This window comes from Pontibacter rufus (genome assembly GCF_015694705.1).
In the GTDB taxonomy this organism is placed as follows: Bacteria; Bacteroidota; Bacteroidia; order Cytophagales; family Hymenobacteraceae; genus Pontibacter; species Pontibacter rufus.
On the sequence record NZ_JADQDR010000010.1, the window covers coordinates 189,807 to 213,690 of the forward strand.

Sequence of the window (23,884 nt, forward strand, 5' to 3'; positions counted from 1 at the left end):
AATGTCCGGCACCCGAAACTATTTATAGTTCTTTTGGCTCCGCTGCACGTTTGAAAGCATCGTCGCTAAACTCTTTTGAGTGCGCCTTATCACCCGTGATGAAAAGCTTAGGACGAGGTGAAATCGTTTCTATGGCATTGAAAGGATAAAATTTCTTGAATTTAATGCTGCTACTCAGTGTCAGATGCGTTATAAACTCCGGCCAACTTCCTTTAGGTGTACATCCGCCACGAGGTGTACGGTAGAAATCATTAAACGCACGATGGATAGGGTGCATATCTTTATCTAAATGTATGTACAGTACCACTTGTATATTCCATTTCACTCCCTGTAAACTCCACATTACGGTCCTCTGCAGCCTTTGCTAAGCTGCTTCACTTTAGAGTTTGCTTTATATTGTTTTGATGAACTTAGCAGGCACACCACCTACAACCGTATTTGCCGCAACATATTTGGAAACCACTGCCCCTGCCGCCACTACTGCATTTTCGCCAATGGTTACGCCCGGCAATATGGTAACAGCCGCACCAATCCAGGCATTGCGTTTGATGAGGATCGGCTTACAAAACAGCGCTCTTCTGCTTGCAGGATCTAATGAATGATTTTCGGTGATGAGGTTAACTTTCGGTCCTACCAGAACATGATCTTCGATGGTAATGCCACCCATGTCCAGGAAAGAACAGGCATGATTGATAAAGACATTTTTGCCTATCTGGATAAACCGGCCAAAATTGGTGTAGAAGGGAGCAAAGATGGTGGTGCTCTCATCCAGTTCCTTACCGATGATTTCGCTCAACCGCTCCCGGATCTGGTTAATATAGGTGGAAGTGTTGAGCTTAGCCGACAACTGTATCGTCCGGGAAACAACTTCCTATACTTTTGCATACTCAGGATCATCCAGTCGTATGGGTTCTCCGGCTTTCATTCTATCGAAAATATCTTTATCGCTATGGTAGGAGAAACTTTCTTTTTCAAACTTACCCATAATAATTGCATTTGATACCATACTACAAAAGTACGTCGATCATTACCGGAATAGATAATGATAATCAAACCAATGATTAAGGATTTCAAACCTCCTGAGCTCTCAGCCTCTTAAGATTTGTGCCGGTCAATCGTTTGAAATAATTGTTAAAATAGGTGGGGTATTCAAAGCCAAGGGCATAGGCAATGTCGGCAATGTTCCAGTCGGTATGTTGCAAAAGGGCTTTTGCCTCAGTAATGATGCGCTCAGAAATATGCGCTGTGGTGGGCTTGCCGGTCACTTCTTTCACGGCGCGGTTCAGATAATTTACATGCAGGGAAAGAGAATCAGCATACTTCTGTGCTGTCTTTAACTGGAGCGGACGGTCCGTGCTTTCAATTGGGAACTGCCTTTCTAAAAGCTCCAGGAACACAGCCGTGATGCGCGATGAAGCATTTTTCTGTTTATCAAAGTTTTCAGAAGGCTGTAACTTCAGCGCTTCATGTATGATGAGATGGATGTAATTGCGGATTAGGTCGTCTTTGTAAGTATAGTCATTTTGCTGCTCCTCTATCATTTTCTGGAATAGGGTATTCAAAAACTCCCTTTGCCTTTCCGTTATGTTTAAAATCGGGGTGCCACCAATCTTAAACAAGGGTGACTGCTGCAGGCTGTCGGCGCGGTCAAACAGCAGAGCCAAAAAAGCAGGCTGAGAAGAATATATGATTCTTTCAGCCGGTAAATATTAAGGGTAGTTATTTCTGGAAAAGTTTCTTCTTATTAACAGTTACGTTCTTGAGTTTTAAATTTTCTATGATGGAAGCATCTATCTCGAGATAATTCTTTGCGGTTACATCAATGTTTTCAAATGTAAAGTCCGACATCTTATACCCAAAGCCCTGAGAAGGTTTGATTTCTTTTGCCGCTCCCACATTAAAAAAGTTTTCACAATCCAGTTCTATGTTTCGCATGGTTATGTGGCGGATAACAGACGTCCCCGATACCTGTTCCCCTTTCAGGTCGAAGAATTGGGTCCAGGGCTGTATGAAGATGAAGTTACCTATGTCATGACCTGTGATGTCTTCAACCAGTACATATTCGTAAATCTGTGGGGTGTCCGGGCGCATTTTGAACCAAAGCAAACGCTCAGCTTGGTTTATCTTTATCCGTCGTAAAATGATGTTACGGTCATGCAAAGACTCGCTTCCGAAAGTTAAAGCGCCATGGCAGAATCCATAAGTGCAGTCTTCGATGATGATGTTATAGTTTCCTCCGTTATTCGGGTCCTTGTCTGCCCGCGGCCCTTTGCCGCCTTTTAGCGCCACGGCATCATCATTTACCGACATGTAGCAGTTTTTGATGAGGATATTTTTACAAGCGTCTATATCCACGGCATCCGTACTCGGCGCTTTTACAGGCTCTTTGGGAGAGTGGATGTACAGGTCGAGCAGCTTTACGTTTTCGCTTTTATATAAGTGGGTTGTCCAGAAAGGTGAGTTTATAAATTTTACGCCCGACAACTGGACATTTTTGCAGTTGGAGATGTAGATCAGCCGCGGCCTCATCTCATCCATATTGGTGGCATTTGGATTAAATGCACGCCGTAGCCAGAACGATTTCCAGTAACGCAGTCCGTTGCCATCGATAGTGCCTTTACCGGAAATGGTAAATCCATCCAGGCCATCGGCATTGACCAGCGCAGCAAAATATTTCAGCGTTTGCCCTTCCATTCGGGTCATCACCAGGGGAAAATTGCTGATGTCGTCACTGCCCTTTAGCTTGCCGCCTTCTTCCAGGTACAGGTGGGTGCCTTTTTTAAAGAAGAGCGAACCACTCAGGAAGGTACCTTTGGGAATAATGACAACACCGCCGCCATTCTCAGAAGCTTTGTCTATAACTGCCTGTATGCGTTTTGTCTGGAGGAGGGTACTGTCGTTGGTGACGTTATAGTCTGTAATATGGTATTGCTTTCCTAATTTACTTATATCCGTAGGTTTGTTTTGCCGGAACCAGTCCGGTATAGATGTTCCATCCGGGAATACTTCCTTTGCAAAGGCAGTAAAACTCAATGTAATGGAAAGCATGAGCAGTAATGTAAGCCTAAATTTTTGTGTAACCATTCTCTACTCTCCTGGATTTAAATTGGCTGAGGAGCGTTTTAGACATTCCGCTATCGCACTCTTTGAACAAACTTACAAAATCAGCTAATAATGATCTAAGCTATGTTGACAAACAAATACATCGTTAGCATTTTACTTCTTTTATTGATTATCGTGTTGGTGAATTCAGAATGTAAGGCCCAGAAAACAGCTCTGGAAACAAAACACCTTATCGGTGCTACCCTTTCTACTCCTGCTGGTGTTGTGGTGGAGAGGGAAGTTTAAGCATATGCTGACCAGCCAATATACCGGCTCCTATGTTGAGGGAATTGCAGTAGCCCGGACGGCAGCATCTACGTTACAGATGTATATAAGCACGTTGGAAGAAAATTTAGCAGCGAAGGACAATTTCTACTGGAACTGAGCTCTTTTGAGACCGCTGTTGACGTAGCCGTAGGGCCGGATGGCAGTATGTATGTTGCGGATACAGGTAACAAGCGTATCGTAAATTTACCGTAACAGGAGAGCTTGTCACCACTTATACAACTGCCGGCAATGATGCTCCGGTTTTTATAAGACCTACAGGTATAGAAGTCGGTAAAAACACATGCTTTACGTAGCTGATGCCGGAAACACAACTGTTTATACCTTCAGCGAGAACGGCATCCGCTGTCTCGGGCTGAAACTTCAGGGTGCAACCAATATGCACTAGCTGCATAACCTTTTCTACCCTTCACTTTTATCGGCAAATCCACAATTTTTATTCTATCGACAATTGCTTTCTTGGTTAGGCCGGTTCGGTCGTTATTAAACTCTGCCCATAAACGGGTCGCTTTGTGAGGGATTTCCGGTTTCCACTCTTCCGGCATACCTTCTCTCATAACTTGGGTTTCCCTGCACCCGGACAGAGAAATCATACCAGCCCGAACTTGGTTTTGTATCTATCTGCACAACGGCTTCTGCCAGGGCGGCAATTTCTTTGGTTACGGGCGGGTTTTTGTAGGCATGGTCTACAATCTGAATCCTTTGCTTTCCTGCGCTGTGGTTTTTTATCTTCAATTCCACACGGCCCGACAACTTAGCGCGCATCATTCCTGTCTTCCGTTGGTAACCCACACGTACATCTACCGCCGGGTCTTGCTGGCTGCCCCCAAACTCTCTGAAAAAACCATTTGGGCCATATACCCTCAGATGATAGTTCCCGTCTTCAAAATGGTCAAGCGGCCATTTGTGCGCAATCCGGCTTCCTGCATTTACAGCATAAGCCCAGGCCTTTACAGCTTCAAAACGCATGTTTTCATCTTTGCCGCCCTGCAGGTATTTACCCGGAGCATATACATTAAAAGGCGCTCCGGCCGCATCATGGCCAAAGACATTATCGGCCGCATCAAAAGTGATTTCAAATGTTTTCTTGTCTTCGCTTAGGTTACCGTCCACGTACAACTCATAAGGCAGGGCACAGGATGGCCGGGTTCCCTCTTCCTGCTGTGGCAATAATGGCGAGCCAACGGGAGTAGCGTTTATCTGCCCGATTTCTTCTGTACTGAGCAGTTTATAATCCGACGGCAGCTTTTTGAATCTGGCATTGTAGATGCTTTTCACAAATGGTTCTTGTTTCACAAAAGCGGGCAGTTTTATTTCTTCGCCCTTGTAGGGTCTGAAAGCCGAGGTCAAATCACCGGTAACCGCACGGCGCCAGGTGCTGATGTTGGCTTCTTTAATATTCTTCCCTGTTTTCCTGCCCAGGAATTTTTCCAGGAACTGTAACGTGGAGGTGCTGTCGCAAACTTCTGAATTTACCCAACCTCCCCGCGTCCAGGGCGAGGCGATAACCATCGGCACCCGGTAACCCAGGCCAACAGGACTTTCGCGGGCATAGCGTTCGTCCATGTCTCTGCGGCGCAGTTCCTCTTGTATCGTTACATATTCATCGGCCGTATCAATGCCTTCCGATACTTTTCCGCTGTCAGGATCGTTTGGTTTTGGCGCAACAAAGGGCGGAATGTGATCAAAGCACCCGTCATTTTCATCATAAGTCAGAATGAAAATGGTTTTCTTCCAAACTTCGGGATTCTGTGTTAAGATATCCAGCACTTCAGAAACATACCAGGCGCCATACCAGGGAGCGCTGGGGTGATCGGAGAAATTCTCCGGTGCCACCAGCCACGACACGGTGGGCAATTTGCCCTTTGCTACATCTGCGCGGAACTGATGCAGCACGTCACCTTTCGGTACTTTCATGCTGCGCTCGTTGCCATTCTCCTGATAGGCCAGGGTTTCCGTTTCGTGGTAATGCGGGTCGCCGGTATTCGTTACAAAGGCTTTTTCGTGCAGACTTTGCTCGCGGTCAGAAAGCTTCCTGAAATTCTCAGGGTTCCACTTGTCCAGCGCTTCCTTTACAGATATCAGCTCCTCTTTCTTTTGCTGAAGTTTTTCGGCCGCTGCCGCTTTCTCTTTGCCTGAAAGCGTTTTACACTGAGCTTCAAGTCCGGCTATTTCCTGGGGCAAGGCTGCCAGCCTTCCTTGTAAGTAAGTATAATGGGCTTTACTGAAACGTACATTGTACTGCGTAAACCATTCCAGGTTATTGTCTGTAAAGTTTGCCAGCCAGGCTTCGTCTTCCCCGCTCAGTTCAGTTGAAATGCTCAGCTCGTTCTGGTATACTTTCCAGGAGATATCGTTTTCCTCAAGCCGTTCGGGAAATGTCTTCCAGCTTACTTCCTTCTCATAATTCACATCTGAGTTACGGACATTGGCGATGTCGCCGGGCTTGCCTTTCAAGGTACCACTCCAGAAAAACAGCCGGTTGGTGGTAGTGCCGGTCAGCGAAGAACAAAAGTGCTGGTCACACACGGTAAAGGCGTCTGCCAGCGCATAATAAAAAGGAACATCCTCGCGGGTATAATAGCCCAGGGTAAGCGGAATATCTTTGTACGCTTCATGTCCTGAGCGTTTTGCTTCCAGCCACTGGTCAAACTTGCCCTGGTTACGGGCATCTACCTGGTTCTCCCAGGAATGGGGCAGCGAACTCATCCAGGTGGCTTTTGTATCTTTTATATCCAGGCGGAAGGGCGCATAGGTGCGGCCTGCCGCATCTGACTGCAGCCATACCAGGTTCTTGTTCGGAAGCTGAATGGCACGTGGATCATTAAAGCCTCTTACTCCCTGAAGCGTCCCGAAACAATGGTCAAAGGAGCGGTTCTCCTGCATCAGCAATACCACATGTTCGGCATCGTAAAAGGTACTTCCCTGTTCCGGGTCAATCGCCAAGGCTTTCATAACAGAAGCAGGCAGCGTATTCCACATGCCGGCGCCTCCTGCCAATAGCGCGGCTTGTTTTATAAAATCTCTCCTGGTATCCATTAGTGAATATAAATGATGTATTTGAAAAAGCTCATATTTGAAAGGTCATCATACTTGGCAGACAACAGGCAGAGGGCATTTATTTTATTCTTCGCCTTGCTGCTTATCTTTAAGTATAATCCACCGGTTAACCATATTATGAGGTGCCTCCAGCACAATTTTATAAAAATCAGAGGGTAAATCCTCCACAGAAAGAGTAGCTTTTTCCTGCTTGAGGGGCACCGCTTTCAGTAATTTATACTTGTCTTTACCGCCTGTTTTAAAATTATTGGTTGTAGCCATCCATACCTTTACTTTACCTTTCTTTCCCAATGCCTTCCAGCTTAGCTGGATTTCGCCATCCTGGTAAGATGCGGCTGGCTTGCTAATAGAGATGTCGCCTATAAAAGGAACGCCATCCAGTTCCATCAAATTCTCACGCGGGATATTTATATCCATAAAGCGGGCAATACTTGGCATAATATCCACAATGCCAGGATGCTCCTGAAAGCTGGCGTTCAGGTCATTTGCATTGGTTACAATCCAGGTAGTGCGTTCCCGCTCAGATTGGCCGCCGTGTCCTTTGCCGCTATTGCTGTCACGGCCATGATCGGTCGTAATTACCAGCAGCCAATCTTCCTGAAACTGTTTCTCGCGGTACTTAATAGCTTCCCAAATACGGCCTATCTGTTCGTCTGCCATTTCAACGGCACGATACATCTGCTCGCTGTCGCCGTAGCGGTGCCCCATGTCGTCTGTGTATTCCAGGTATACCCATGATAAATCCGGTGCTTCCGTCCGTACATACCGGGCTGCTTCATCAGTTACCCGCGCGTCTATCCGGTGCATGTATTCCTTCTTTTTGTCATGAGGGAAATGAACAGTATCCAGCTCCAGCCCGTCGAAATGATAATCTAATTTGATGTTGCCGGTTTCGGGTAGCCCTTCCCCTACAAGCTTTGTCCGGTTATCGAGCCAGGAGGAAAAAACAGCCGCCTTCTTTTCCGGATACTGCTCTTTCAAGTATCTGAAAATGCTCCAGTAATGATAGTCAGGTGCTTCGATATCATTATCCCATACGTTGTGCTTATTTACCCAGGTGCCCGTCAGCAGGCTGTTATAGCCTACCGCTGAAATGGTAGGAGTTTGCGAATAACCGCCCTTTTCACCGCCAACATAAGCTCTTGTATACCCGCCAACGGCAGCTATTTCATCGATGTTAGGCGTACTGATTTTTTCGACAACATCAGCCGGGATGCCGTCAACAATAATAAACAACGCTTTGTTTTTGTTTGATTGCGCCTGCCCTGTAAAGGAAAACAGGCAGAGGAAGACAATGGCAATTTTCAGGTTGTGGCTGTTCATTTATCTTGAGAAAACTTAGTATAAAGCCAGAATTAAGTATAAAGAAGTCAAAAGCAAATATAGCTGATTGATTTACAGGGCACATTATCCTTTCAGCCTTTCATCCCTTATCTTGTTCTCTTTTGCCCAGCTACCTGGATTTAATTTCATGGGGTAGTAAGTATAAAACTAATGCAAATGCCTGCTCCGGATGTTTTATTCCTGAGCAGGCATTTGCTATTAGTCCTCTAATATCCACATCACCTCATTCACGTTGTCGTTGCCTAACTAATTAGCAGCTATGCCCTGACCGTTACCCCCTGCCGTTATGATAGTTTTGGTGGCTGGCTCTGGATCTGATTTGTCACATGCTACTATAAAATCAAGAGAAGGCCAAGGAGGCAAATTATCTTCATTGATTTCATTTGTAGGGTTCCTGTTCGAAATATAAGTTTATAATCAATCATTACAAGATAGCGGTATAATATAACTACCGTCATATACTATAAACCTATATGTTTAGTATTACTAAGTAACAAGAGTAAACAGCGTAACGCACCTTTAATAGGGCGCAGCCAAGGCGTCAACAACGTAACAGTTCACAACAAGGGTAAAAACAGCTCTTTTGCCTTGGCTGCACTCTTTATCGTATAGTTATTTTAATGTCATTATATCCACTTCCTAAGCAAATCTGTTAACTCATCGCTGTCAAAAGGTTTACATAAATGATCATTCATACCCGCTTCAATGCTTTTCTGGATGTCATCTTTGTAAGCATTGGCGGAAAATGCTATAATGGGGCTGCTAAAATTCAGATTCCTGAGCAGCATGGCCGCTTCCAACCCATTCATATTGGGCATCTCTATATCCATGAACACCAAATCAAAGGATTTCAACCGGGCAGTTTCTACAGCTTCTTTTCCGCTTTGGGCTGTAGTAACGGTAGCTCCCAAGTTTCCTAATACATCCTCCATCAGCATCACATTCAGTGCATTATCATCAACAACCAGTATTTGAGTATCTTTCTGTAATTTAAATTCTGTATCGATGTCAGCATTTTTACTGCTGCCCTCCTGGCTTTGTGCAGACTTTAGTGTAACCGAGAACCAAAAGCAAGAGCCGTTAGGCTGACCCGGCACAGGACTGGCAACACCTAACTTGCCCTGCATCAGACTCGCTAACTTTCTGCTGATGGAGAGCCCGAGCCCGGACCCACCATAATTGCGGGTGACTGACTGATCAGATTGCGTAAAAGAATCAAAAATTATAGCCTGTTTTTCTTCTGGAATGCCAATGCCTGTATCAGTAACGGTACATTTAAGCTTAAATTCCTCCTGCTCCCCTACTGCCTCCAGATGCACGTGTACACTTCCATGCTCTGTGAATTTGATGGCATTGCTTACCAGATTTATGAGCATCTGCCCTATACGGGTGGGGTCGCCTAATACTACTGCAGGTAATGACTCGCTAAAGGAATAAGTAAAAGAAAGATTTTTACTTTGAGCCAACTGCCTGTAGGGCTCCAGGTTAGATAAGACACTTTCACGGATATTGAAAGGAATCATCTCAAGGAATAATTTGTCACTTTCTATGCGATGCAGATCCAGGATATCATTAAGAAGCCTTGTGAGTGTGGAGCCGGAGGTCCTAATAAGATGGACATAATGTGCCTGGGATTCACTCAGGTCAGTTTCCATCAGCAAGCCCGTAAAGCCCATAACTCCGTTTAGCGGCGTCCTGATCTCATGGCTCATGCTTGACAGAAAGTTGCTCTTCGCCTCACTGGCCGCCTCCGCCTTATTTTTTGCATCCTTAAGTTCGCGCTCCTTCTTTTTGATTTCAGTGATATCCTTAGCAATGACCAGGATACCATCCACTTCTTTCTCATTGCTCATCAGGTAAGAAAAAGAGCAGGAGGCAGGTATAGAATGTTCCTGCTTGGTACTGAGGGATAACTCAACATTCAGGTACTTTCCCTTATCCTGAAAATTCTCCAGGAGGTTCATAAGGGCAGGTTTATCATGCTCATGAACGAGTTCAGAAAGATGCAGCCCTTTCAGTTCCTCTTCCTGATACCCCAGTAACTCCTCATAAGCCTCATTAACATTCCGGACAGTGAAATCGGGGTTCAAAATTAAAAGCATGTCCACTACCCCCCTGTAAATGCTCTGCATAAAGTCTCTGGAAACAGTAGAATTCTTCAGTTCCTGTCCCAGCATGCTGATACCGGAAATAATGGCATCCAATTCATCACCTGTTTCTGAAGTATCGATCTCATAGTCAAAGTTTCCGTTGGCTACTTCGGCAATTAGTGTAATTATTTCCTCAATTCTCTCTTGAAGAACTTTCATGTGGATATATTTAAACGATTGTAAATTTGATGGCCGCCCTAAGCTTTCTCAATGGCAATAGTGGCCTCCAACATCTCCATTGTAAAGTTGTCTTTGGCCTGGTAGTAGCCCACTTTCGGATAGAGTGTGGCACCCAGTTTCTTCTTTTCGATGGAGGCTGAGATACCGAAATTCACCTTTTTGCAATGTAAAGCATTAGCCCTCCTGATTGCCTGATAAAGCGTTTGTCTATACACACCATATTCCATCAGATAGTCATAATCCATTCCGATCAACATAGGACTGTACACATTGTCAACGTTTTTATGGCAAAAGCAAACCGATACCGGTCTTCTGTTGGCGGAGTATTCCTCTTTGATATAAAGCAATATAAATTCCCAGGCATCACTCTCATTCATGTTATTGAAGAGTTTATCAGCATAAAGAAAATTGTTGATCGCCAGGTTATGGTTCTTCACATTCTTGAAAAGAGCAAAGGCATACTGTAACTCATCTTCAGACAATTGATCTTTTACCTGAACTTCATAAAAATGCTCGTTCCGTTTGATGCCGGGTGCAAAGTGCTCTCTGCTTTTCCGGGAGAGCGTTTTTCTGAATTCTTCTTCGGTGTTCCAGTTAAGATCTTCTACTACACAGGATTCCGGCAAATCTATTTTCACGAAATCCTGTTCCACCATGAATTCATCCATTTCCCGATCATTCGCATCCATGTCTCTAAGCAGGATATTGCTGGCCCCCTCTAGATCCTGCTCTTTGTACAGTTCACTGATAAGTGCCTTCAGTGCTTTTCTCCAGTAAGGGCTTTCCCTGTCAATAAACATATGATTCCCTTCTGTAAATAAGCTTCCCATAATGATTCCCGTAGAAGTAAGGTGATAGGGGTTGACCTGTCTTTCTTCCTCAATTGCCTTTGAGATGGAAACCTGAGAAAGCATATCGTCTTTCTGCAGTGCCACAATCATAAAGGTCATCAGGATAAGCTTTCCTTGGGGATCTTCCACTTTGTAGTATCTGAAACGCCAGTTGTTTTCCTTTTCCTCATTGCCCTTGAAGGATGTTTCCAGGAATTTCAGGCCGTCCCAGTCAAACATGGCGTTCTTACCAAGGTACTGATTCCATACCGACGCATCAATTTCTTCGATAGTAGTATGGCGCTCAACGGTTAGAATATCGGCGGCAGGCTCCCCCATGACTGGTAATGTACCCTTAGAAGCCATTTTGAAAGCCTTTCTGATTTTTTCCAGAGATTGGTCTGTTTCCAGAAGCGCTCTTTTAAAGTGAAGTTTCAGTTTGCTGACCAATTCATCAATTGCCTGATAGGAATTGTTCAGAGAGATAGTGATACGTATTCCGATATTCTTGGCTGGCACGGCCGGGAAGGTAGCCAGGTTAACGTAAATACCAGCCTTGATTAGCTCCTGCACAAGGTAGTTGCCCATGTCCATGGTACCTGTGCCGATATAAAAAATAGGGCTTTCATTTTCATGCACCAACGGTAAATCCGTCTGTCTTAACAATCTGTTAAAATAGGCTATTCTATTCTGCAGTTCCTTCTGATAGCCAATGAATTCATCGCTCCTGTGAATTCTGGCAGATGCCAGGGCGGCACCAAGCGTAGCAGGTTCTATCTGAACAGAAAAAGTAAGCGGGCCACCAAAATTATTTACTTTATCGTACCAATCTTCGTTGGGGAATAGTGACAAACCGCCACAGGCACCGAAGCCTTTACCCAAATTAGCTGTCAGAATCATTTTGCGATACAGACCATTCTCCATCTGACTCATGACATAGCCTGTGCCATACTTACCCGCCCAACTAATACCATGCGCATCATCCACGTATAAATGCAATTGCTCGTATTTCTCTGCCAGGGCAATCATTTCTTTAATAGGTGCAAAATCACCATACATAGAGTAAACCCCGTCAGCCATGTACCATATCCGGTCATAGTTACTTCTCTGCTTCTTGATGCGCTCTTCTAGCATCTCAAGGTTATTGTGTCGGATCATCTCAATGTTAATACCTTGGCTTAGCATCTTCTTCACCGCCTCCTGCACACTGGCATGTACTTGATGATCCAATATAACCAAGTCGGTTTGTCGTATAATACTCGGTATCGTCGTCAGGTGAGCAAGTGTACAGTTTTTAGAAATTACCACGTGGGCCTGGTACATTTCCTGTATCATTCTTTCTAACTCTCTATACAAAGGACTTGATATATACGTCCTTGACATGGGGAATTGGGTGCCATAGCGTTCAATGGCTTCTATGGCACCTCTCTTCACTTCAGGGTGATGCTCAAGCCCCAAATACCCGCACGTCCCAAAATGAAGTACTTTTTGACCATTCAATGTGAGTGTCTGCCCATCAAGGGCTTCATCTTCCGCATGCAGGTGAATAATGCCTTTCTTTTTGGATACTGACAGCACAGAATCAACTGTGTCAAGCATGTTGTTATGCCTAATTTTAGCCATATTTATTATATTTGTGATTGCTTCTTGCTTGATAAGGCAGAATTAAATTAATACAAAATTATGGCAAATTTAGGAGAATCTTTCAAAACAAAATTCAAAGAAACAGAACATTTAAAATTTCTTTGTCAGGACGGAGTTATGTACTGTGATCTCAAAGAGATTAACATGCTGGATATAGTCATTGCCAAGACTTGCGTGAAGGATAGGCTGGAATTCGTTGCGGGGGAGTCCTACCCCTGCGTGTTTGATATAACCAAGGTAAAACAGTCCACAAAAGAAGCCCGGGATTATCTCGCAAACGAAGGGAACGAGTTAGTTTCTGCCAGTGCTATTTTAGTAAGTTCTCCAGTACTGAGAATGATGGCAAATTTTTATATCATGGTAAACAAGCCCCTAAACCCTACACGGATGTTCACTAACAGGGACAATGCAACCGAATGGCTCAGTCAGTTTAAGAGATAGCCTTAGCTCCTGGCTGCTATCGCCTGATTGCTATTTCACTGAAGTGGTCTGCTTTGGGTTTATAGCAAACTTGAAGGTTTAGTGTAGCAATTTGTTTTAAAAGTATGCGGGCGGGAAATGAATTTGCCTTCACGATTATCATTAGAGGATGATTCACTCATTCAAAAGGAAACAAAACGGGTCGAGCGCGCGGGGGTAAGCAATGTAGTTTCTCCCTTTTGTCACAAGCCCGACGGAGTTACCAGTAAAATTGAAGCTGCCAAGGTTTATAATCGGTGACTTTAAAAGTTAAACAAAAGTAGCTTTGTAGTCAACCGTAATCAAGATGCACAGCCTTTGTACATATTGATAATTAGTTTGTTATGTAAATTCTGGTGAATAAATAGCACCCTCAATTGAACTCACAGGATTATGCACCTCTTTTATGCGAAAAAATGAACAATCTGGTAGAGCTCAAAAAATAAAAAAGCCTGCAAACATATAATTTGCAGGCTTTTAGCTGATTTTGGTATTGCTACCGGCAGAGAGAAAAGGAACTGGATGCCCTGCTGCAGCTTTCCAGAGGCCGTCATCGTGTCCACCGGCTGGGTAACAGCTACGACTGATATTCCCAGCTGGCTTAGCTGGTCGGTGATGTAGATGGCATTGGAGCCTGAGCGGGAGAAGCGGTCGTGACTATAGACGATGATGTAGCCTACTTTGTGGCGGCTCTTCTTCACAAAGTCGAGCATGAGCTGGAAGTGCTTGCGTTCATCGTTCTTGGCGCTCTCGTAAGTGCCACCAAAGGTCTCCACCACCTCATAGCCGTGGCGCTCAGCATAAAGGCGGCAGCGCTCCAGCTGCGTTTCCAGGCTCTGGTTTGTCTCAGCCTGTTCTTTGGTGGAGACGCGCGTATAAATAACAGCTACTTTTCCCCTGGTAACGGCCTTGCTTTTCTTTTTCCCAATCTGTTGCGGATAGGCGAAGATGCGCAAACCCTGGTTGTTTCCGGTTGCTGCCGGTCTGTTCTTGGTTGCTGCTGATTTACTTGTGGTTTGAACTTGGTTGCTTTTGGTTGCGCTGGCGTTTGAATCCGGTTGCTTTCTCATTTTCTTATGTGCTGCCGCGGTTTTTTATGTTTGATTTGGGTTGTTTTTGGTTGGGCCGGCTCTTCGATGCCCTGAATAGCCGGATGCGCCTTCCTGTTTGCTTCTTCTTCCAGCAGCATCTCATACAGGAGGGTGGTGAGCCTGAGCATCTGCTCTACCATTCCGCCTGCTTCCTCTGCTGTCAGGTGGGTGTATCCTGGTGTGCCCAGCAGCTTTGCTGTATGGTATGCCCCAAGCGCCTCGTCCTGCTTTACCTGCTGGTAGAGCCCTTCTTCCTGCTGCTGCTGTTGGAGTGTCTGTTGTTGGTATTCCTCTTGTCTGAAATTGTTTGTTGCTGGTTGCTGTGCCTGCTGGCTTGTCTTTTTTTGCTGGCTTTGCGCTTTTGTTAAAGGTTGTTTTTGGTTGGTTAAGGTGTTCACGGAGTATTCCGTTAGCGCTGCTGTCCGGTTTTTCCGGTACAAGAGCTCTTTTCTTTATAGGCCTGAGGCTTTCAGTGCCGTTAAGAAGCTATAGCCATGCTCAGCATGTGTTTAGCAGTTGTAATTCCCGGTTGATTTTGTTTGTTCTGGTTGTTTTTGGATTGATTTGGGTTGGCACCCGTCTGTTTTAGCGTTTGGTTTCGGTTGGCAGCTGTTTGTTTTGACGGTTGATTTGGGTTGGTGCTCGTTGCAAACGATGGTTTGCCTGCAGCAGCAACCCAAATCAAACGATAGCAACCGATAGCAACCCTTAAACCCGCCTGCGCTTTCTCCGCTCTATATAAAGTGTCTTACCGTCCTGCCCCTTCAGCCTCACATCGAGGAATTTGCCCTGCAGGATACGCAGAATAGCTTCTTCATTCACGTCTCTCAGGTCCAGCACTTCATCTGTGGTGGTGGTGATGTCCAGCCGCCGCTGCTCTCCCTTCTCCACAAAGTTCACTGTCACTTCCTTGGCCCTTCTGTTGCGGATGGCCCAGATTACCTGCCACTCCTCATCGGAGACCTGGTTGAGTGGCTCTGATTTTTGCTCCCGCAGGCTGTTGGAGCGGAACAGGCTCAACTCTTCGCTGATGGATAGGTATACATGCGTCTGGTTCATCCTGGGTTCCCCCATACTCTCCAGCCACACCCGGAAGTAGCCGCTGGGCATCAGCATAACACCCGCCTCGTCGGAGGTGAGTAGCAGCCGCAGTAGCACCGAGTCCAGCACCGTCTGCCCGATGCCCTCCAGCACGGAGAAGAAATCCTCCGCTTCCAGCTTGTCTTCCACCAACTGCCTCTGCTGGGCATCAAGCCCTATGCCGTCAAACTGGCGCCGGAGCGTAGCCCTCGCCCCCTGCTGTTCCCGGAGTACCTGCTGGAGGTACTCCGGGTCTATGGGCGTGAACAGGAAATCTTTCAGCTCGCGGATGTGCTCCAGGGGCGTGCCCACCTGGCGCAGTTTGTCGATGAGCCGGACCCAGATGAATTCAGGCAGGCTCATCAGGTTTTTCTTTCCTTCCGGTACTTCCAGTGGAAGCAGGCCTTCGCGCAGCCAGTCGTGGAAGCGCTTGGGTGTGACGAGCGCGTCCCGGACAGAGAACATGCGGCTGTGGTAATGCTCCATGAAGGCGAGGAAGTTTCCCTGAGAACCCCAGAGTAGCTCCCGGTGCGTGATGAACTTGTGGATGACGTCTATGATTTTCACTTATTATGCTTTTATTACCCAAATGTAATAAAATATTCAATATCTTATCAGGCCTCTAAACTTTTTGATGTTTTTATTTTTACTTTTCCGCAGTGGCTGTTTAAACCACCCAGTATGGCGGGTAAGATGGGTAAGCAGAGTTTGCAACAAAAGCTTACCCGCTCTTTTCTGAGCCTATGGCAGAGCACCATCCGGAGCGAAAAAGGCCTTTGGAAGGCACCGCAGCGGTTTTAATATTTTTTAACCCCTGCTGCTTCATCTCCGGGTAAGGTGCATTTCTTTTTACCCGAACCTTGCTTACCCATCTTACCCGTTTACAGGAGACTGCTGTGTTAGAACGGCGGGGCAGATTCCGGAGTAGTGGCAGGCAACTGGCTGTTGTTGGCTGCTACTTCCTCCCAGCTCAGTTCCCGCATGAGATAGCCGTAGCTGCTGCCCCGCTTTTTCCGCTCAAAGCCGTGCTTGCGCAGCGCCTTGCCCAGCTTGTTAGCGCTGGCATCGCTCACAGTAATCTTCGCCTTCTCGGCAAGTTTAGCTGCAATCTGTGAGGTGGTCAGGAACAGGCATGCCTCATTATCCATCGCTTTTTCAAACCAAGTAAGCAGCAGTTCTTCCTCCACGCTCCGCACCTGAAAGCGCTCGTTGCTGTAGGTGACGCGTTTTATCTCTTCTTTGTCAAACCAGAAGCGATAACCTGCTTTGAAAAGATGCAGCGCCTGGGCGTAGGCCACAGCAAGGTACACTTCGTGCCGGTAGTTGATATCGGTGACTTCAAAACAGAGAAAGCGCCTGCTACCGGTAGTGTCGTTGAGGAACTGGGCCGTGTTCACAGATCCCGCGAAGCTGGCCCTTCTGGGCATTTTCTCGTGGTGGTGCCCATAGGCTTTCCGTACTTTTATTTCGCTTTTGGTCACCATCTCCTTCAAGGCACCGATTTCCGAGCGGTTCAGGTTCTCCAGCTCGTCCAGGTTGATGAGCATGTTCTCCGACAATTGCTGCAGCGTATCCTTATTATTGGGGTTTATCTCGCCCGAGTACAGGTATGCTTTCAGTTGTAGAGGTATTAGGTTCAGCACCCAGGTCGTCTTGCCCAGGCCCTGTCCACCGCTGAGCACGATGAGTGCGTGGTTGACGACGGTCTCATCTAGCACCCCCGCCACCATGGCCACAAACCACTTCCGAAAACACAGCTGCCACTGCTCGGTATCGGTGGTGGAGACAGTTGCGGCAAGCTCGCCGATGTGGTCGGTCTCGCCGTCCCAATCAGGCAGGCTTTCGAAGTAGGCTTTGAATGGATCATAGAGCGGGCAGAAGTCGGAGGTGAGCAGCACGCGTAGCTCTGCCTGGCTCACGCGCACCCCAGCTTTCTTCAGCTCGCGCAGCATGCTGTTCTCTGCCCGGTCACTCAGCGGCTTCCACTTTCCTTTTTCACTGGTGCTATATTCAGCCCTGCTGATGACATTGTTATAGCGGAATTCATAACGTGCCAGCAGGAATTCCTCTATTCTGTCGATGTGGGTGTCACCGGATGCCCCTTCTCTGGAAGGATGCTGCTCTGAGTCATCTAAGTCAGCAGCTGGCCGTGTTGCCGATGCCGTTGCCGCCAGATGCGTCCGCGTTGCTGATGCGGCTTTGGACTGTTGTTTTCTGCTCGTGTCAGGGCGGAGTGTAAAAGTGCCGTGTTCCTGCACATGGGCATAGGCGCTTTTAACAGATGCTGTCACCTCCTGCTCGTTGTAGTTGTAGTCGCAGAGCAGGAAGTTAAGCGCCTCCGCCTGCGCTATGCCATAACGGTTCAGGTTGCAGGCCAGCTGGTGCACAAAGCTGTTGCGGCCCCCTTCCGCATAGCTGTACCTGCGCTTGGTGAGTGCAATGCAGTGGCTGTACACCGCTTCTGCGTCAGATAATGGCGTATTGCTTTGCGGCTGCCTGCTATTGCCTAACTGTAACTGTTTTTTGTTGCTGGTATTGGTAATGGGCTCAGCAGCAGCCTGCACCGGGAAGACTGACGCTGACGCATTCTGGTAAAGGCCGCTATCAAAGGAGACAAAACACAGTCGCGTCACGTCACTGCCCGATTCGTCCACCTTCAGCCCCAGCAGAAGTTCATAGTGCTCCTTTACCTGGCTATAGGCCTGTTTATGAGCACCGGCTGCACTTGTCACCCGCACCAGCACCTTCAGGCCGTTGCCCGATGGGCTGGTGAAGGCGGCGTAGGTATAGGGCGATGCACAGCTTTTTTGCTTTGCTTTTGCCAGTTTTTCATCAGCGAGCTTGTCCAGATCCAGCACGATAACTCCTGAGTAAGCCTGCAGGTGCTTTTCTTTGCGTCCGCCCTGAAAGATGCCGGAGGGTGTGAAGGCAGGCAAACTTTTCTTCGCCTGCTCGTAGGCTTCCGTTTCCCCTTGTTGCAGCAGCAGGCGCACCTGCTCTACTTGGCTGCAATACACCCCGCTTTGGATGCGGCGGAGAATCTGCCCGATGGGCAGGTTCTCTGTGATTTGGTTGAAGTTTTGAAATATACTTACAGGCATCATGATGCGTCACGCTCAGAAGAGGGTGCGACATGATTTTTCATGAAAAAGCGCCAGGCAGTTGCTGCAACCGCCCCTCGCGCAAGGGTTAAAAGTAGAAATAGCTCTATCATAAACTTAATCGTTAAGTGTTTATGAAGGCAATTTCAGAAACAACTGCGCGTGGTGGGGAAGTACGTCTTTCGTCTGTTTTTACGTCATAAATTCCGTCAATTTTTATTATATCAGAAGCTCTTGGTTTTCTTACCATGGCGGGCGAAGTTCGCTCCCAGAGCTTCCACTCTGTATTCTCCTGTCACCAGGTCAATGTATTTTGAAAATTTATCGAATGTGTCTATCAGCATGTAGCAGTAGGCGTGTATTGAGGACGTATCGGTGTCAACCTTGTCGAAGAACTCGTACACAGCCTCCAGGATATCCTTCTGGCTTCCGTTTACCTGAATTTTAACACTCTCCAGCCTTAGATCCGATCCGTGAAAGCAGGTGTGCACCCAATGCTTTACCAGGCTTTCCTCCACGATATTCTTGCGGCCCCTTTTCCTGGGCCGGCACAGCTTCATGATAAAGAACCGCTCTATCTCCTCGATGGAGACCTGCTCGCCCTCACGCATGACCTTTATTCTATAATCTCGAACTACCGACTGCACAGGGCTTCGCTCTGCCTGTTGCTTTCTTTTCTCCAGCCAGTCCACTAGGACAAGTGCAAGATCGGATCTGAATCTGGTATTGGATATGAATTCCACCGCTTCCATGGGTATCCACTCAGGGCTCATCCTAACGAAGTAAATAAAGTCGCTGAGCTCACCCATGAACTTGAACATGTGGTAGTCCAGGAAGGCTGACATGGAAGAGAGCTGTTTTGCTAGAAATACGTTGTGATAATAGAAGCGCCAGAGCTCCATTTCTAGAGCACTGTCCTGTTCCTCATAATATTCTTTTGGCTGTTTTGTAATGTATTGATGTATACTTTCGTATTTTTCTCCTTGGAAAATATATGAGATGTAGTCAGTAATATGCATAAATTGTTTAAATCCTTTTGCCTTTCATTGTTCGAAGAATGCTTCATTGTTAAATCCTGTCACACTTAGATACTGCACTTCTTGCAAAGCATGGGCATTAGTAGTAGAACAGTCCACAAGCTGAGACGAGGCAAGATAGGAAAGTAGTTATGCCAAGCAGCTTTGTTTGTTGCATTTTCTATGATTTGAGTTTACAGCCAACGGCTTGGCTATGGTGCGTTTATGCACTATAGGTTTTGTTGTGGTAAGTTATTTTTTTGCACTTTCGTACAATTTATAATATTCTGCTGCTGCTGCCTTATTTCCATTTCTTTCATAAGCCAAGGCTATATTCTTTAGTTGTATTGCGATGTATGATGAGTCTTTGAAATGGCTTAATTTATTTTCTGCTGCTTTTTCGAAATATTCGATAGCCCTTTCGTAGTCTTGTTTCACAAAATAAACAGCCCCTTTATGATTTATGGCATTAGCATATCTCTCATTTTCACCACTTCTCTCATAGTACAACCTAAGCCTTTCAGCTCCTTTGAGTGCATCTTCATATTGCCCAAGGTGCATGCTTAATTCAACATAGGCAGAAGTTGCACCCATTAATAAAGAAGAGTCTCCTGTTGCTAAGCTGTATTCTACAGTTTCTTTCAGCAGGTTAAATGCTTGTTCGTAGTCTTGCTTTATAGTCAATAGTTCCACCAGTATCACTTTTGCATGATACATTGACGTACTATCAACTACAGGCTCAGTTGCGTAGCTGTCCAGTGCATCTTGAATGGAGGCAATAGCTAAATCCAATTTACCAGTTTCTTTATAAACAAGTGCAAGGTTCTGGTGAATGGATGTGGTTATCGTATTTTGTGCATTAGCTATTACTAAAGATTTCTTCAGGTACTGCTCTGCCTTCTGAAAGTCCTTTATGTTTCTGTAAGCAAGCCCAAGTCTGTTGTAGGCATCTGCCATGTATATACTTTTGGGAAACTCATTTTCTGCAGTTCTCACTTGTTCCAATGCAATAGTCAAAGCTTTGCCGTATTGCTCTTTATCGGTAAAGGCACTGTACTGTACAGTTTTTCTATTCCATTCTTCATCAGGTGTACTGTCGCCGATTGATGCACAACCTAAGCAAGCCCAGAGAAAAACCAAGTAGTATAATTTTGTTTTCATAATACTTTATTTACCACAACGGTTAGTACATAAAGCGAGCAAGGCATAGCCGCTGCTTGGCTTATGTGCAGTGTTGTGGGTAGATTTATTTTGTAAGTTCAGATTCTATCGTTTTCCCTGTCTCATATTCTACTGAAACTGTTACTCCACGCCAGTCAGCACATGTGAATGTTTCGGTATTGGTTACATAAGTAAGGTTTAAATTCCCTTTGCTGTCATTCTTCTTTTCCATCTTCCTGTGCCACTGGATAGGATTTGGAAAGCAGTTATTATCTAATGGAACTTCAATACTCCACTTTATCTGAAAGCTATCATCAAGACAATAAATATTGGAAGCATTTCCTTTTGAATCTTCAGGAAAACCAGAACAATCTTCATGAATTATATTGCAGCCCTTTTTAATTCTTTTAAAATCAATAAATTTCTTGCCCAACGGAGCACGCCTCTCGGCAACAGAATTATCATCTTCTGCTACAAGACTTATAAAGCCTTCTTGCAATTCAAGAGCAAAGTTTTTCTTCATAATTCAATTTACCCACAACGGTCTCGTGTAAGCGGCGGCGAGGCCGTCGGCCGAAGATGCCGTTTACACAATGTTTGGGGCAGTAATTTTTCTTTTTTATTCTTTATGAGCCAAACAAGCTTCTCTGTAGCTCAATATTTCTTTTTCTTCTAGGTCAACTAGATATTCCCTTATCGGTTCATAATCTAAGTCTGCTGAAACGTCAACCGAAAAGTATCCAGGTAGGTGACTCCCTTCCCAGGCGCATCCGAATTCTTCCAGTCGTTTCTGTATTTGTTCGGCGCTTTCTTCTTTAAAACAAATAATCTGCAAGGTGCTGTTACCTGATTCTTCTACAAGTCCTTTCACAACTAATCTATCATCTTCCAATTCAGCGTAGACGGTGTCCTCACTGGAATAGCCTTTCACGAAGAAGGGAATATTCTTCAATTTGTAAAGCCCTTCTGTTTCGTCCACAACAGCCGCCCAAACGCTTTCAACATAATCCTCGTCGAGAATGTCGTTGAAGAACTCAAAGTAAACCTTTGTGTATTCTTCTGATTCTTCTTCCATTTTTTTTATTGCCCCTAACATGCTCGTGTAGCAGATGGCAAGGCGTAGCCGAAGCGTAACTGCTATACTTGGTTGGCTTAAGTGATTCTTCATTCAAACCGTGCTACATCTCCTTGACCTAAGCCAATTATCAGATTCGAGTTTACATTAAGAGACCAATTTTCAAATCCGATAGAGTCAGTTAGTAGTTCGAATTTATATTCCTTATCAAATTCAAAGTATAAATCCCCTGTCATTAAATTTCGACCTATTCTAAGCAATGCATAGTTGTGCAGAAGTTCCTTTATTTCTTTCTCTAAGTCTAAAGGTCTTTCAAGCCCATACCTTTGTCCATGGTCATTAGATGTATATCTGATTTTTCCATTACCTAAGAATCTCCAAAGACACTCTGATTGAAGGATTACCTTTTCTTCAAAATTAAAATTCCAAGTGTTGGAGTCCTTGAAGTAGCAAAAGGTAGTAAGCTTTAAATGTCCCTGAAACAGATTCTCTTTTTCCATAATTTACATTAAAGCCAACGGCCTCGTGTAAGCGGCGGCGGAGGCCGTCGGCCGAAGTTGCCGTTTACACGAGGCCGTTGGCATTAGTTTTTCTTTCCATTTCCAGAACCTATTATAATCAATTCCACTCAACGGTTCTTATTTCGTTATCAGTAAGTTCTAGTTTTGGTGAGTAACCAGCTTCTACGTAACTCTCCTTGCTGCAAACTTCTTTTCCATCAGAAAATAAAATGCAAATTTTAAAAGTACCTTCTCCTGGATTTGGAAATATTATTACAGTTTCAGTTTGTCCTTCTAACTTGATTATTTGTTTAGAACTTGAAGAGGTCAAGGTTAATTTATCAATTTCATTCTTAGACTTTATTGAAATTCGGACAGTTACATGGTTTTTCGGAACCTCAAGTTGAGCAACGAATAATCCCTTAACTAGTATGAAAAGGAACAAGAGTCCAATACCTATAACAATCCCAATAAGTATTTTTTTCATTGCCTTCTTCTTATTATAAATTTATGCCAACGGTTTGCAGCTTGCCGAAGGCGGGGCTTTCGGAGCACCAACCTGTCAAGCTACCACTAATGTTTATTAATTGCCGAAAAGTTTCTGTACCCACGAACGCCCCGCTTTTGGCAAGGTGCTGTTAGTGCCAGGTTTTTCTTTCAGGTAATTAATTACAGTTTCGTTGTCTGTCTGCTTATATGTTTTTTTTAATTTGTCTATGTCATAACCGTGAAAGCCAAGACTAACTGGAATGTTAGATTGGACTTTTGCGCCTTTCTCTGTGAAATTTCCTGTCTTTGTTATTTTGACATTAATTACTTGTAATGCTATACTATACTCCTCCCAACTTTCAAGATAGGTCGTTCCGCACGATTTACATTTAATTGAATTGTCGACATCTTTTTCTAAGTGCTTTGAGAAAATGAAAAAGATTTCTTGTTGGTCAAGAAAACTAACTGGCTTATCCCATTGAATGTAGTTTCTAAATCTTTGGTATTCGCAAGGGCAACCGTCACTATACATTGTTTGAATGAGTTCTTCGGTCATTGTAATGAATTGTTTTCGTTTCAGATTAAATTCATTTACTTTATCAAGGTTATTATTCCATTCAACAGACCCTCCGATTGTCAGAACGCCTTCCTTATACTTTTCACCCTCTTTAATTTGAACTTTCACTTTATTGTTTTCAACTGGTCCAATGTGAATGTATTCTTGAGGAATCACAATCTTTCCAGATTTGTCAATAAGTCCGTAAGTTTTATAGTCACCAAATCTTGCGTAACCATTTTCAAATTTCGTTAGAATACGAAATTCATAGTCGATGATTAATTTCCCTGTTTTGTCAATTGCTCCATATTTGTCTTCAGAATTCCTTACGATAGCAAATTCATTTGAAAATTCTTCAGCGAAATGAAATTGAGGTTTTATTGTTTCTTTTCCTGCTTTGTCTATGTAGCCCCACATTTCATTTATTCTAACACGTGCAAGTCCTTCAGTAAAATTTCCGTATGATTCATATTTGTTTTGAAAAGGAAGAACAATTTTCCCATAGCAGTCAAAATAAGCATGAGTGTTCGCTTGTGTTACATTAAAAAGTCCGTCAGAAAAAGGTTCTACAAAGTCATAAACGGCAGGAATAATCACTCCGTCTTCAATGGTCTTAATGCCCATTTTCTCTCCGTCATAAAATTGAAAATATTCTCTGTCCATTGGTCTTTCTTAAACTTGGCACTAACGGACTAGTGTAAACGGCGGCGAAGGTCGTCGGCCGATGCTGCCGTTTACACAGTGTTAGCTGCTGTTTTTCT

The 23,884-nt window shown here is 44.9% G+C and carries 22 protein-coding genes; 3 read left to right on the forward strand and 19 right to left on the reverse strand.

Annotated features, from left to right (window positions below; translation table 11 throughout):
- Positions 1 to 22 precede the first annotated feature (22 nt).
- From I2I11_RS16985 to I2I11_RS17000, 4 genes are all read right to left on the reverse strand, one after another.
- A complete protein-coding gene (locus I2I11_RS16985; RefSeq protein ID WP_196268932.1) occupies positions 23 to 277 on the reverse strand; it encodes an alpha/beta hydrolase family protein in 255 nt (84 codons plus the stop codon).
- Positions 278 to 391: 114 nt separating this feature from the next.
- Positions 392 to 847, reverse strand: coding sequence for a DapH/DapD/GlmU-related protein (locus I2I11_RS16990; RefSeq protein WP_370582999.1), 456 nt, complete (start codon positions 845 to 847; stop codon positions 392 to 394).
- Positions 848 to 1,070: 223 nt separating this feature from the next.
- Positions 1,071 to 1,664 carry a helix-turn-helix domain-containing protein gene (locus I2I11_RS16995; protein WP_230680376.1) on the reverse strand — a complete coding sequence of 198 codons (594 nt, stop codon included), beginning with the start codon at positions 1,662 to 1,664 and terminating at the stop codon, positions 1,071 to 1,073.
- A 55-nt stretch (positions 1,665 to 1,719) separates the two neighbouring features.
- Positions 1,720 to 3,048 carry a rhamnogalacturonidase gene (locus I2I11_RS17000; RefSeq protein WP_230680377.1) on the reverse strand — a complete coding sequence of 443 codons (1,329 nt, stop codon included), beginning with the start codon at positions 3,046 to 3,048 and terminating at the stop codon, positions 1,720 to 1,722.
- 138 nt (positions 3,049 to 3,186) lie between these two features.
- Between I2I11_RS17000 and I2I11_RS17005 the strand changes: the two genes are divergently transcribed.
- Both I2I11_RS17005 and I2I11_RS21610 read left to right on the forward strand, forming a co-directional pair.
- Entirely contained in the window at positions 3,187 to 3,348 is a 162-nt protein-coding gene (locus I2I11_RS17005; RefSeq protein WP_196268934.1) for a hypothetical protein, read from the forward strand.
- Positions 3,349 to 3,483: 135 nt separating this feature from the next.
- Positions 3,484 to 3,582 carry a hypothetical protein gene (locus I2I11_RS21610; protein ID WP_370583002.1) on the forward strand — a complete coding sequence of 33 codons (99 nt, stop codon included), beginning with the start codon at positions 3,484 to 3,486 and terminating at the stop codon, positions 3,580 to 3,582.
- Positions 3,583 to 3,870: 288 nt separating this feature from the next.
- On the opposite strand, the gene I2I11_RS17015 is transcribed toward I2I11_RS21610, so the two are convergent.
- From I2I11_RS17015 to I2I11_RS17030, 4 genes are all read right to left on the reverse strand, one after another.
- Positions 3,871 to 6,426, reverse strand: a complete 2,556-nt coding sequence (locus I2I11_RS17015; RefSeq protein WP_196268935.1) for a phosphocholine-specific phospholipase C — start codon at positions 6,424 to 6,426, stop codon at positions 3,871 to 3,873.
- A gap of 84 nt (positions 6,427 to 6,510) precedes the next feature.
- Entirely contained in the window at positions 6,511 to 7,770 is a 1,260-nt protein-coding gene (locus tag I2I11_RS17020) for an alkaline phosphatase family protein (RefSeq protein ID WP_196268936.1), read from the reverse strand.
- A 647-nt stretch (positions 7,771 to 8,417) separates the two neighbouring features.
- Complete coding sequence (locus I2I11_RS17025; RefSeq protein ID WP_196268937.1) at positions 8,418 to 10,100, reverse strand: PAS domain-containing hybrid sensor histidine kinase/response regulator; 1,683 nt, start codon at positions 10,098 to 10,100, stop codon at positions 8,418 to 8,420.
- A gap of 38 nt (positions 10,101 to 10,138) precedes the next feature.
- Complete coding sequence (locus tag I2I11_RS17030) at positions 10,139 to 12,550, reverse strand: bifunctional aminotransferase class I/II-fold pyridoxal phosphate-dependent enzyme/GNAT family N-acetyltransferase (RefSeq protein WP_230680378.1); 2,412 nt, start codon at positions 12,548 to 12,550, stop codon at positions 10,139 to 10,141.
- 84 nt (positions 12,551 to 12,634) lie between these two features.
- On the opposite strand from I2I11_RS17030, the gene I2I11_RS17035 reads away from it, so the two are divergent.
- Positions 12,635 to 13,036, forward strand: coding sequence for a DUF7793 family protein (locus tag I2I11_RS17035; protein WP_196268939.1), 402 nt, complete (start codon positions 12,635 to 12,637; stop codon positions 13,034 to 13,036).
- A gap of 422 nt (positions 13,037 to 13,458) precedes the next feature.
- Here the strand turns inward: I2I11_RS17035 and I2I11_RS17040 are convergent, their stop codons facing one another.
- The 11 genes from I2I11_RS17040 to I2I11_RS17090 all read right to left on the reverse strand — a co-directional run bounded on the left by I2I11_RS17040 (position 13,459) and on the right by I2I11_RS17090 (position 23,786).
- Positions 13,459 to 14,124, reverse strand: a complete 666-nt coding sequence (locus I2I11_RS17040) for a recombinase family protein (RefSeq protein WP_230680379.1) — start codon at positions 14,122 to 14,124, stop codon at positions 13,459 to 13,461.
- Complete coding sequence (locus I2I11_RS17045; protein ID WP_196268940.1) at positions 14,121 to 14,543, reverse strand: hypothetical protein; 423 nt, start codon at positions 14,541 to 14,543, stop codon at positions 14,121 to 14,123. The genes I2I11_RS17040 and I2I11_RS17045 overlap by 4 nt, the downstream gene beginning before the upstream one ends.
- Positions 14,544 to 14,853: 310 nt before the next feature.
- Positions 14,854 to 15,792: a MerR family transcriptional regulator gene (locus tag I2I11_RS17050; protein WP_196268941.1), complete on the reverse strand. Its 939-nt coding sequence runs from the start codon at positions 15,790 to 15,792 to the stop codon at positions 14,854 to 14,856.
- Between the two features lie 332 nt (positions 15,793 to 16,124).
- Entirely contained in the window at positions 16,125 to 18,329 is a 2,205-nt protein-coding gene (locus I2I11_RS17055; protein ID WP_230680380.1) for a VapE domain-containing protein, read from the reverse strand.
- A 221-nt stretch (positions 18,330 to 18,550) separates the two neighbouring features.
- On the reverse strand, positions 18,551 to 19,345 hold the full coding sequence (locus I2I11_RS17060; RefSeq protein WP_196268942.1) for a hypothetical protein: 795 nt from the start codon (positions 19,343 to 19,345) through the stop codon (positions 18,551 to 18,553).
- 249 nt (positions 19,346 to 19,594) lie between these two features.
- Entirely contained in the window at positions 19,595 to 20,503 is a 909-nt protein-coding gene (locus I2I11_RS17065; RefSeq protein WP_196268943.1) for a tetratricopeptide repeat protein, read from the reverse strand.
- An 85-nt stretch (positions 20,504 to 20,588) separates the two neighbouring features.
- Complete coding sequence (locus I2I11_RS17070; protein ID WP_196268944.1) at positions 20,589 to 21,026, reverse strand: hypothetical protein; 438 nt, start codon at positions 21,024 to 21,026, stop codon at positions 20,589 to 20,591.
- Positions 21,027 to 21,122: 96 nt separating this feature from the next.
- Positions 21,123 to 21,578, reverse strand: coding sequence for a DUF4265 domain-containing protein (locus I2I11_RS17075; RefSeq protein WP_196268945.1), 456 nt, complete (start codon positions 21,576 to 21,578; stop codon positions 21,123 to 21,125).
- 89 nt (positions 21,579 to 21,667) lie between these two features.
- On the reverse strand, positions 21,668 to 22,078 hold the full coding sequence (locus tag I2I11_RS17080; protein WP_196268946.1) for a hypothetical protein: 411 nt from the start codon (positions 22,076 to 22,078) through the stop codon (positions 21,668 to 21,670).
- Positions 22,079 to 22,196: 118 nt separating this feature from the next.
- Positions 22,197 to 22,565 (reverse strand): hypothetical protein, encoded by a 369-nt coding sequence (locus I2I11_RS17085; protein WP_196268947.1) that lies wholly within the window; start codon positions 22,563 to 22,565, stop codon positions 22,197 to 22,199.
- Between the two features lie 96 nt (positions 22,566 to 22,661).
- Positions 22,662 to 23,786 (reverse strand): WG repeat-containing protein, encoded by a 1,125-nt coding sequence (locus I2I11_RS17090; protein ID WP_196268948.1) that lies wholly within the window; start codon positions 23,784 to 23,786, stop codon positions 22,662 to 22,664.
- Between the last annotated feature and the right edge of the window lie 98 nt (positions 23,787 to 23,884).

Bases quoted from the DNA above. Each gene is read 5' to 3' on its own strand.
- I2I11_RS16985 (WP_196268932.1), bottom strand. From the start codon at position 277: ATGCACCCTATCCATCGTGCGTTTAATGATTTCTACCGTACACCTCGT.
- I2I11_RS17000 (WP_230680377.1), bottom strand. From the start codon at position 3,048: ATGCTTTCCATTACATTGAGTTTTACTGCCTTTGCAAAGGAAGTATTC.
- I2I11_RS17005 (WP_196268934.1), top strand. From the start codon at position 3,187: ATGTTGACAAACAAATACATCGTTAGCATTTTACTTCTTTTATTGATT.
- I2I11_RS17015 (WP_196268935.1), bottom strand. From the start codon at position 6,426: ATGGATACCAGGAGAGATTTTATAAAACAAGCCGCGCTATTGGCAGGA.
- I2I11_RS17020 (WP_196268936.1), bottom strand. From the start codon at position 7,770: ATGAACAGCCACAACCTGAAAATTGCCATTGTCTTCCTCTGCCTGTTT.
- I2I11_RS17025 (WP_196268937.1), bottom strand. From the start codon at position 10,100: ATGAAAGTTCTTCAAGAGAGAATTGAGGAAATAATTACACTAATTGCC.
- I2I11_RS17030 (WP_230680378.1), bottom strand. From the start codon at position 12,550: ATGCTTGACACAGTTGATTCTGTGCTGTCAGTATCCAAAAAGAAAGGC.
- I2I11_RS17035 (WP_196268939.1), top strand. From the start codon at position 12,635: ATGGCAAATTTAGGAGAATCTTTCAAAACAAAATTCAAAGAAACAGAA.
- I2I11_RS17040 (WP_230680379.1), bottom strand. From the start codon at position 14,124: ATGAGAAAGCAACCGGATTCAAACGCCAGCGCAACCAAAAGCAACCAA.
- I2I11_RS17055 (WP_230680380.1), bottom strand. From the start codon at position 18,329: ATGATGCCTGTAAGTATATTTCAAAACTTCAACCAAATCACAGAGAAC.
- I2I11_RS17060 (WP_196268942.1), bottom strand. From the start codon at position 19,345: ATGCATATTACTGACTACATCTCATATATTTTCCAAGGAGAAAAATAC.
- I2I11_RS17065 (WP_196268943.1), bottom strand. From the start codon at position 20,503: ATGAAAACAAAATTATACTACTTGGTTTTTCTCTGGGCTTGCTTAGGT.
- I2I11_RS17070 (WP_196268944.1), bottom strand. From the start codon at position 21,026: ATGAAGAAAAACTTTGCTCTTGAATTGCAAGAAGGCTTTATAAGTCTT.
- I2I11_RS17075 (WP_196268945.1), bottom strand. From the start codon at position 21,578: ATGGAAGAAGAATCAGAAGAATACACAAAGGTTTACTTTGAGTTCTTC.
- I2I11_RS17080 (WP_196268946.1), bottom strand. From the start codon at position 22,078: ATGGAAAAAGAGAATCTGTTTCAGGGACATTTAAAGCTTACTACCTTT.
- I2I11_RS17085 (WP_196268947.1), bottom strand. From the start codon at position 22,565: ATGAAAAAAATACTTATTGGGATTGTTATAGGTATTGGACTCTTGTTC.
- I2I11_RS17090 (WP_196268948.1), bottom strand. From the start codon at position 23,786: ATGGACAGAGAATATTTTCAATTTTATGACGGAGAGAAAATGGGCATT.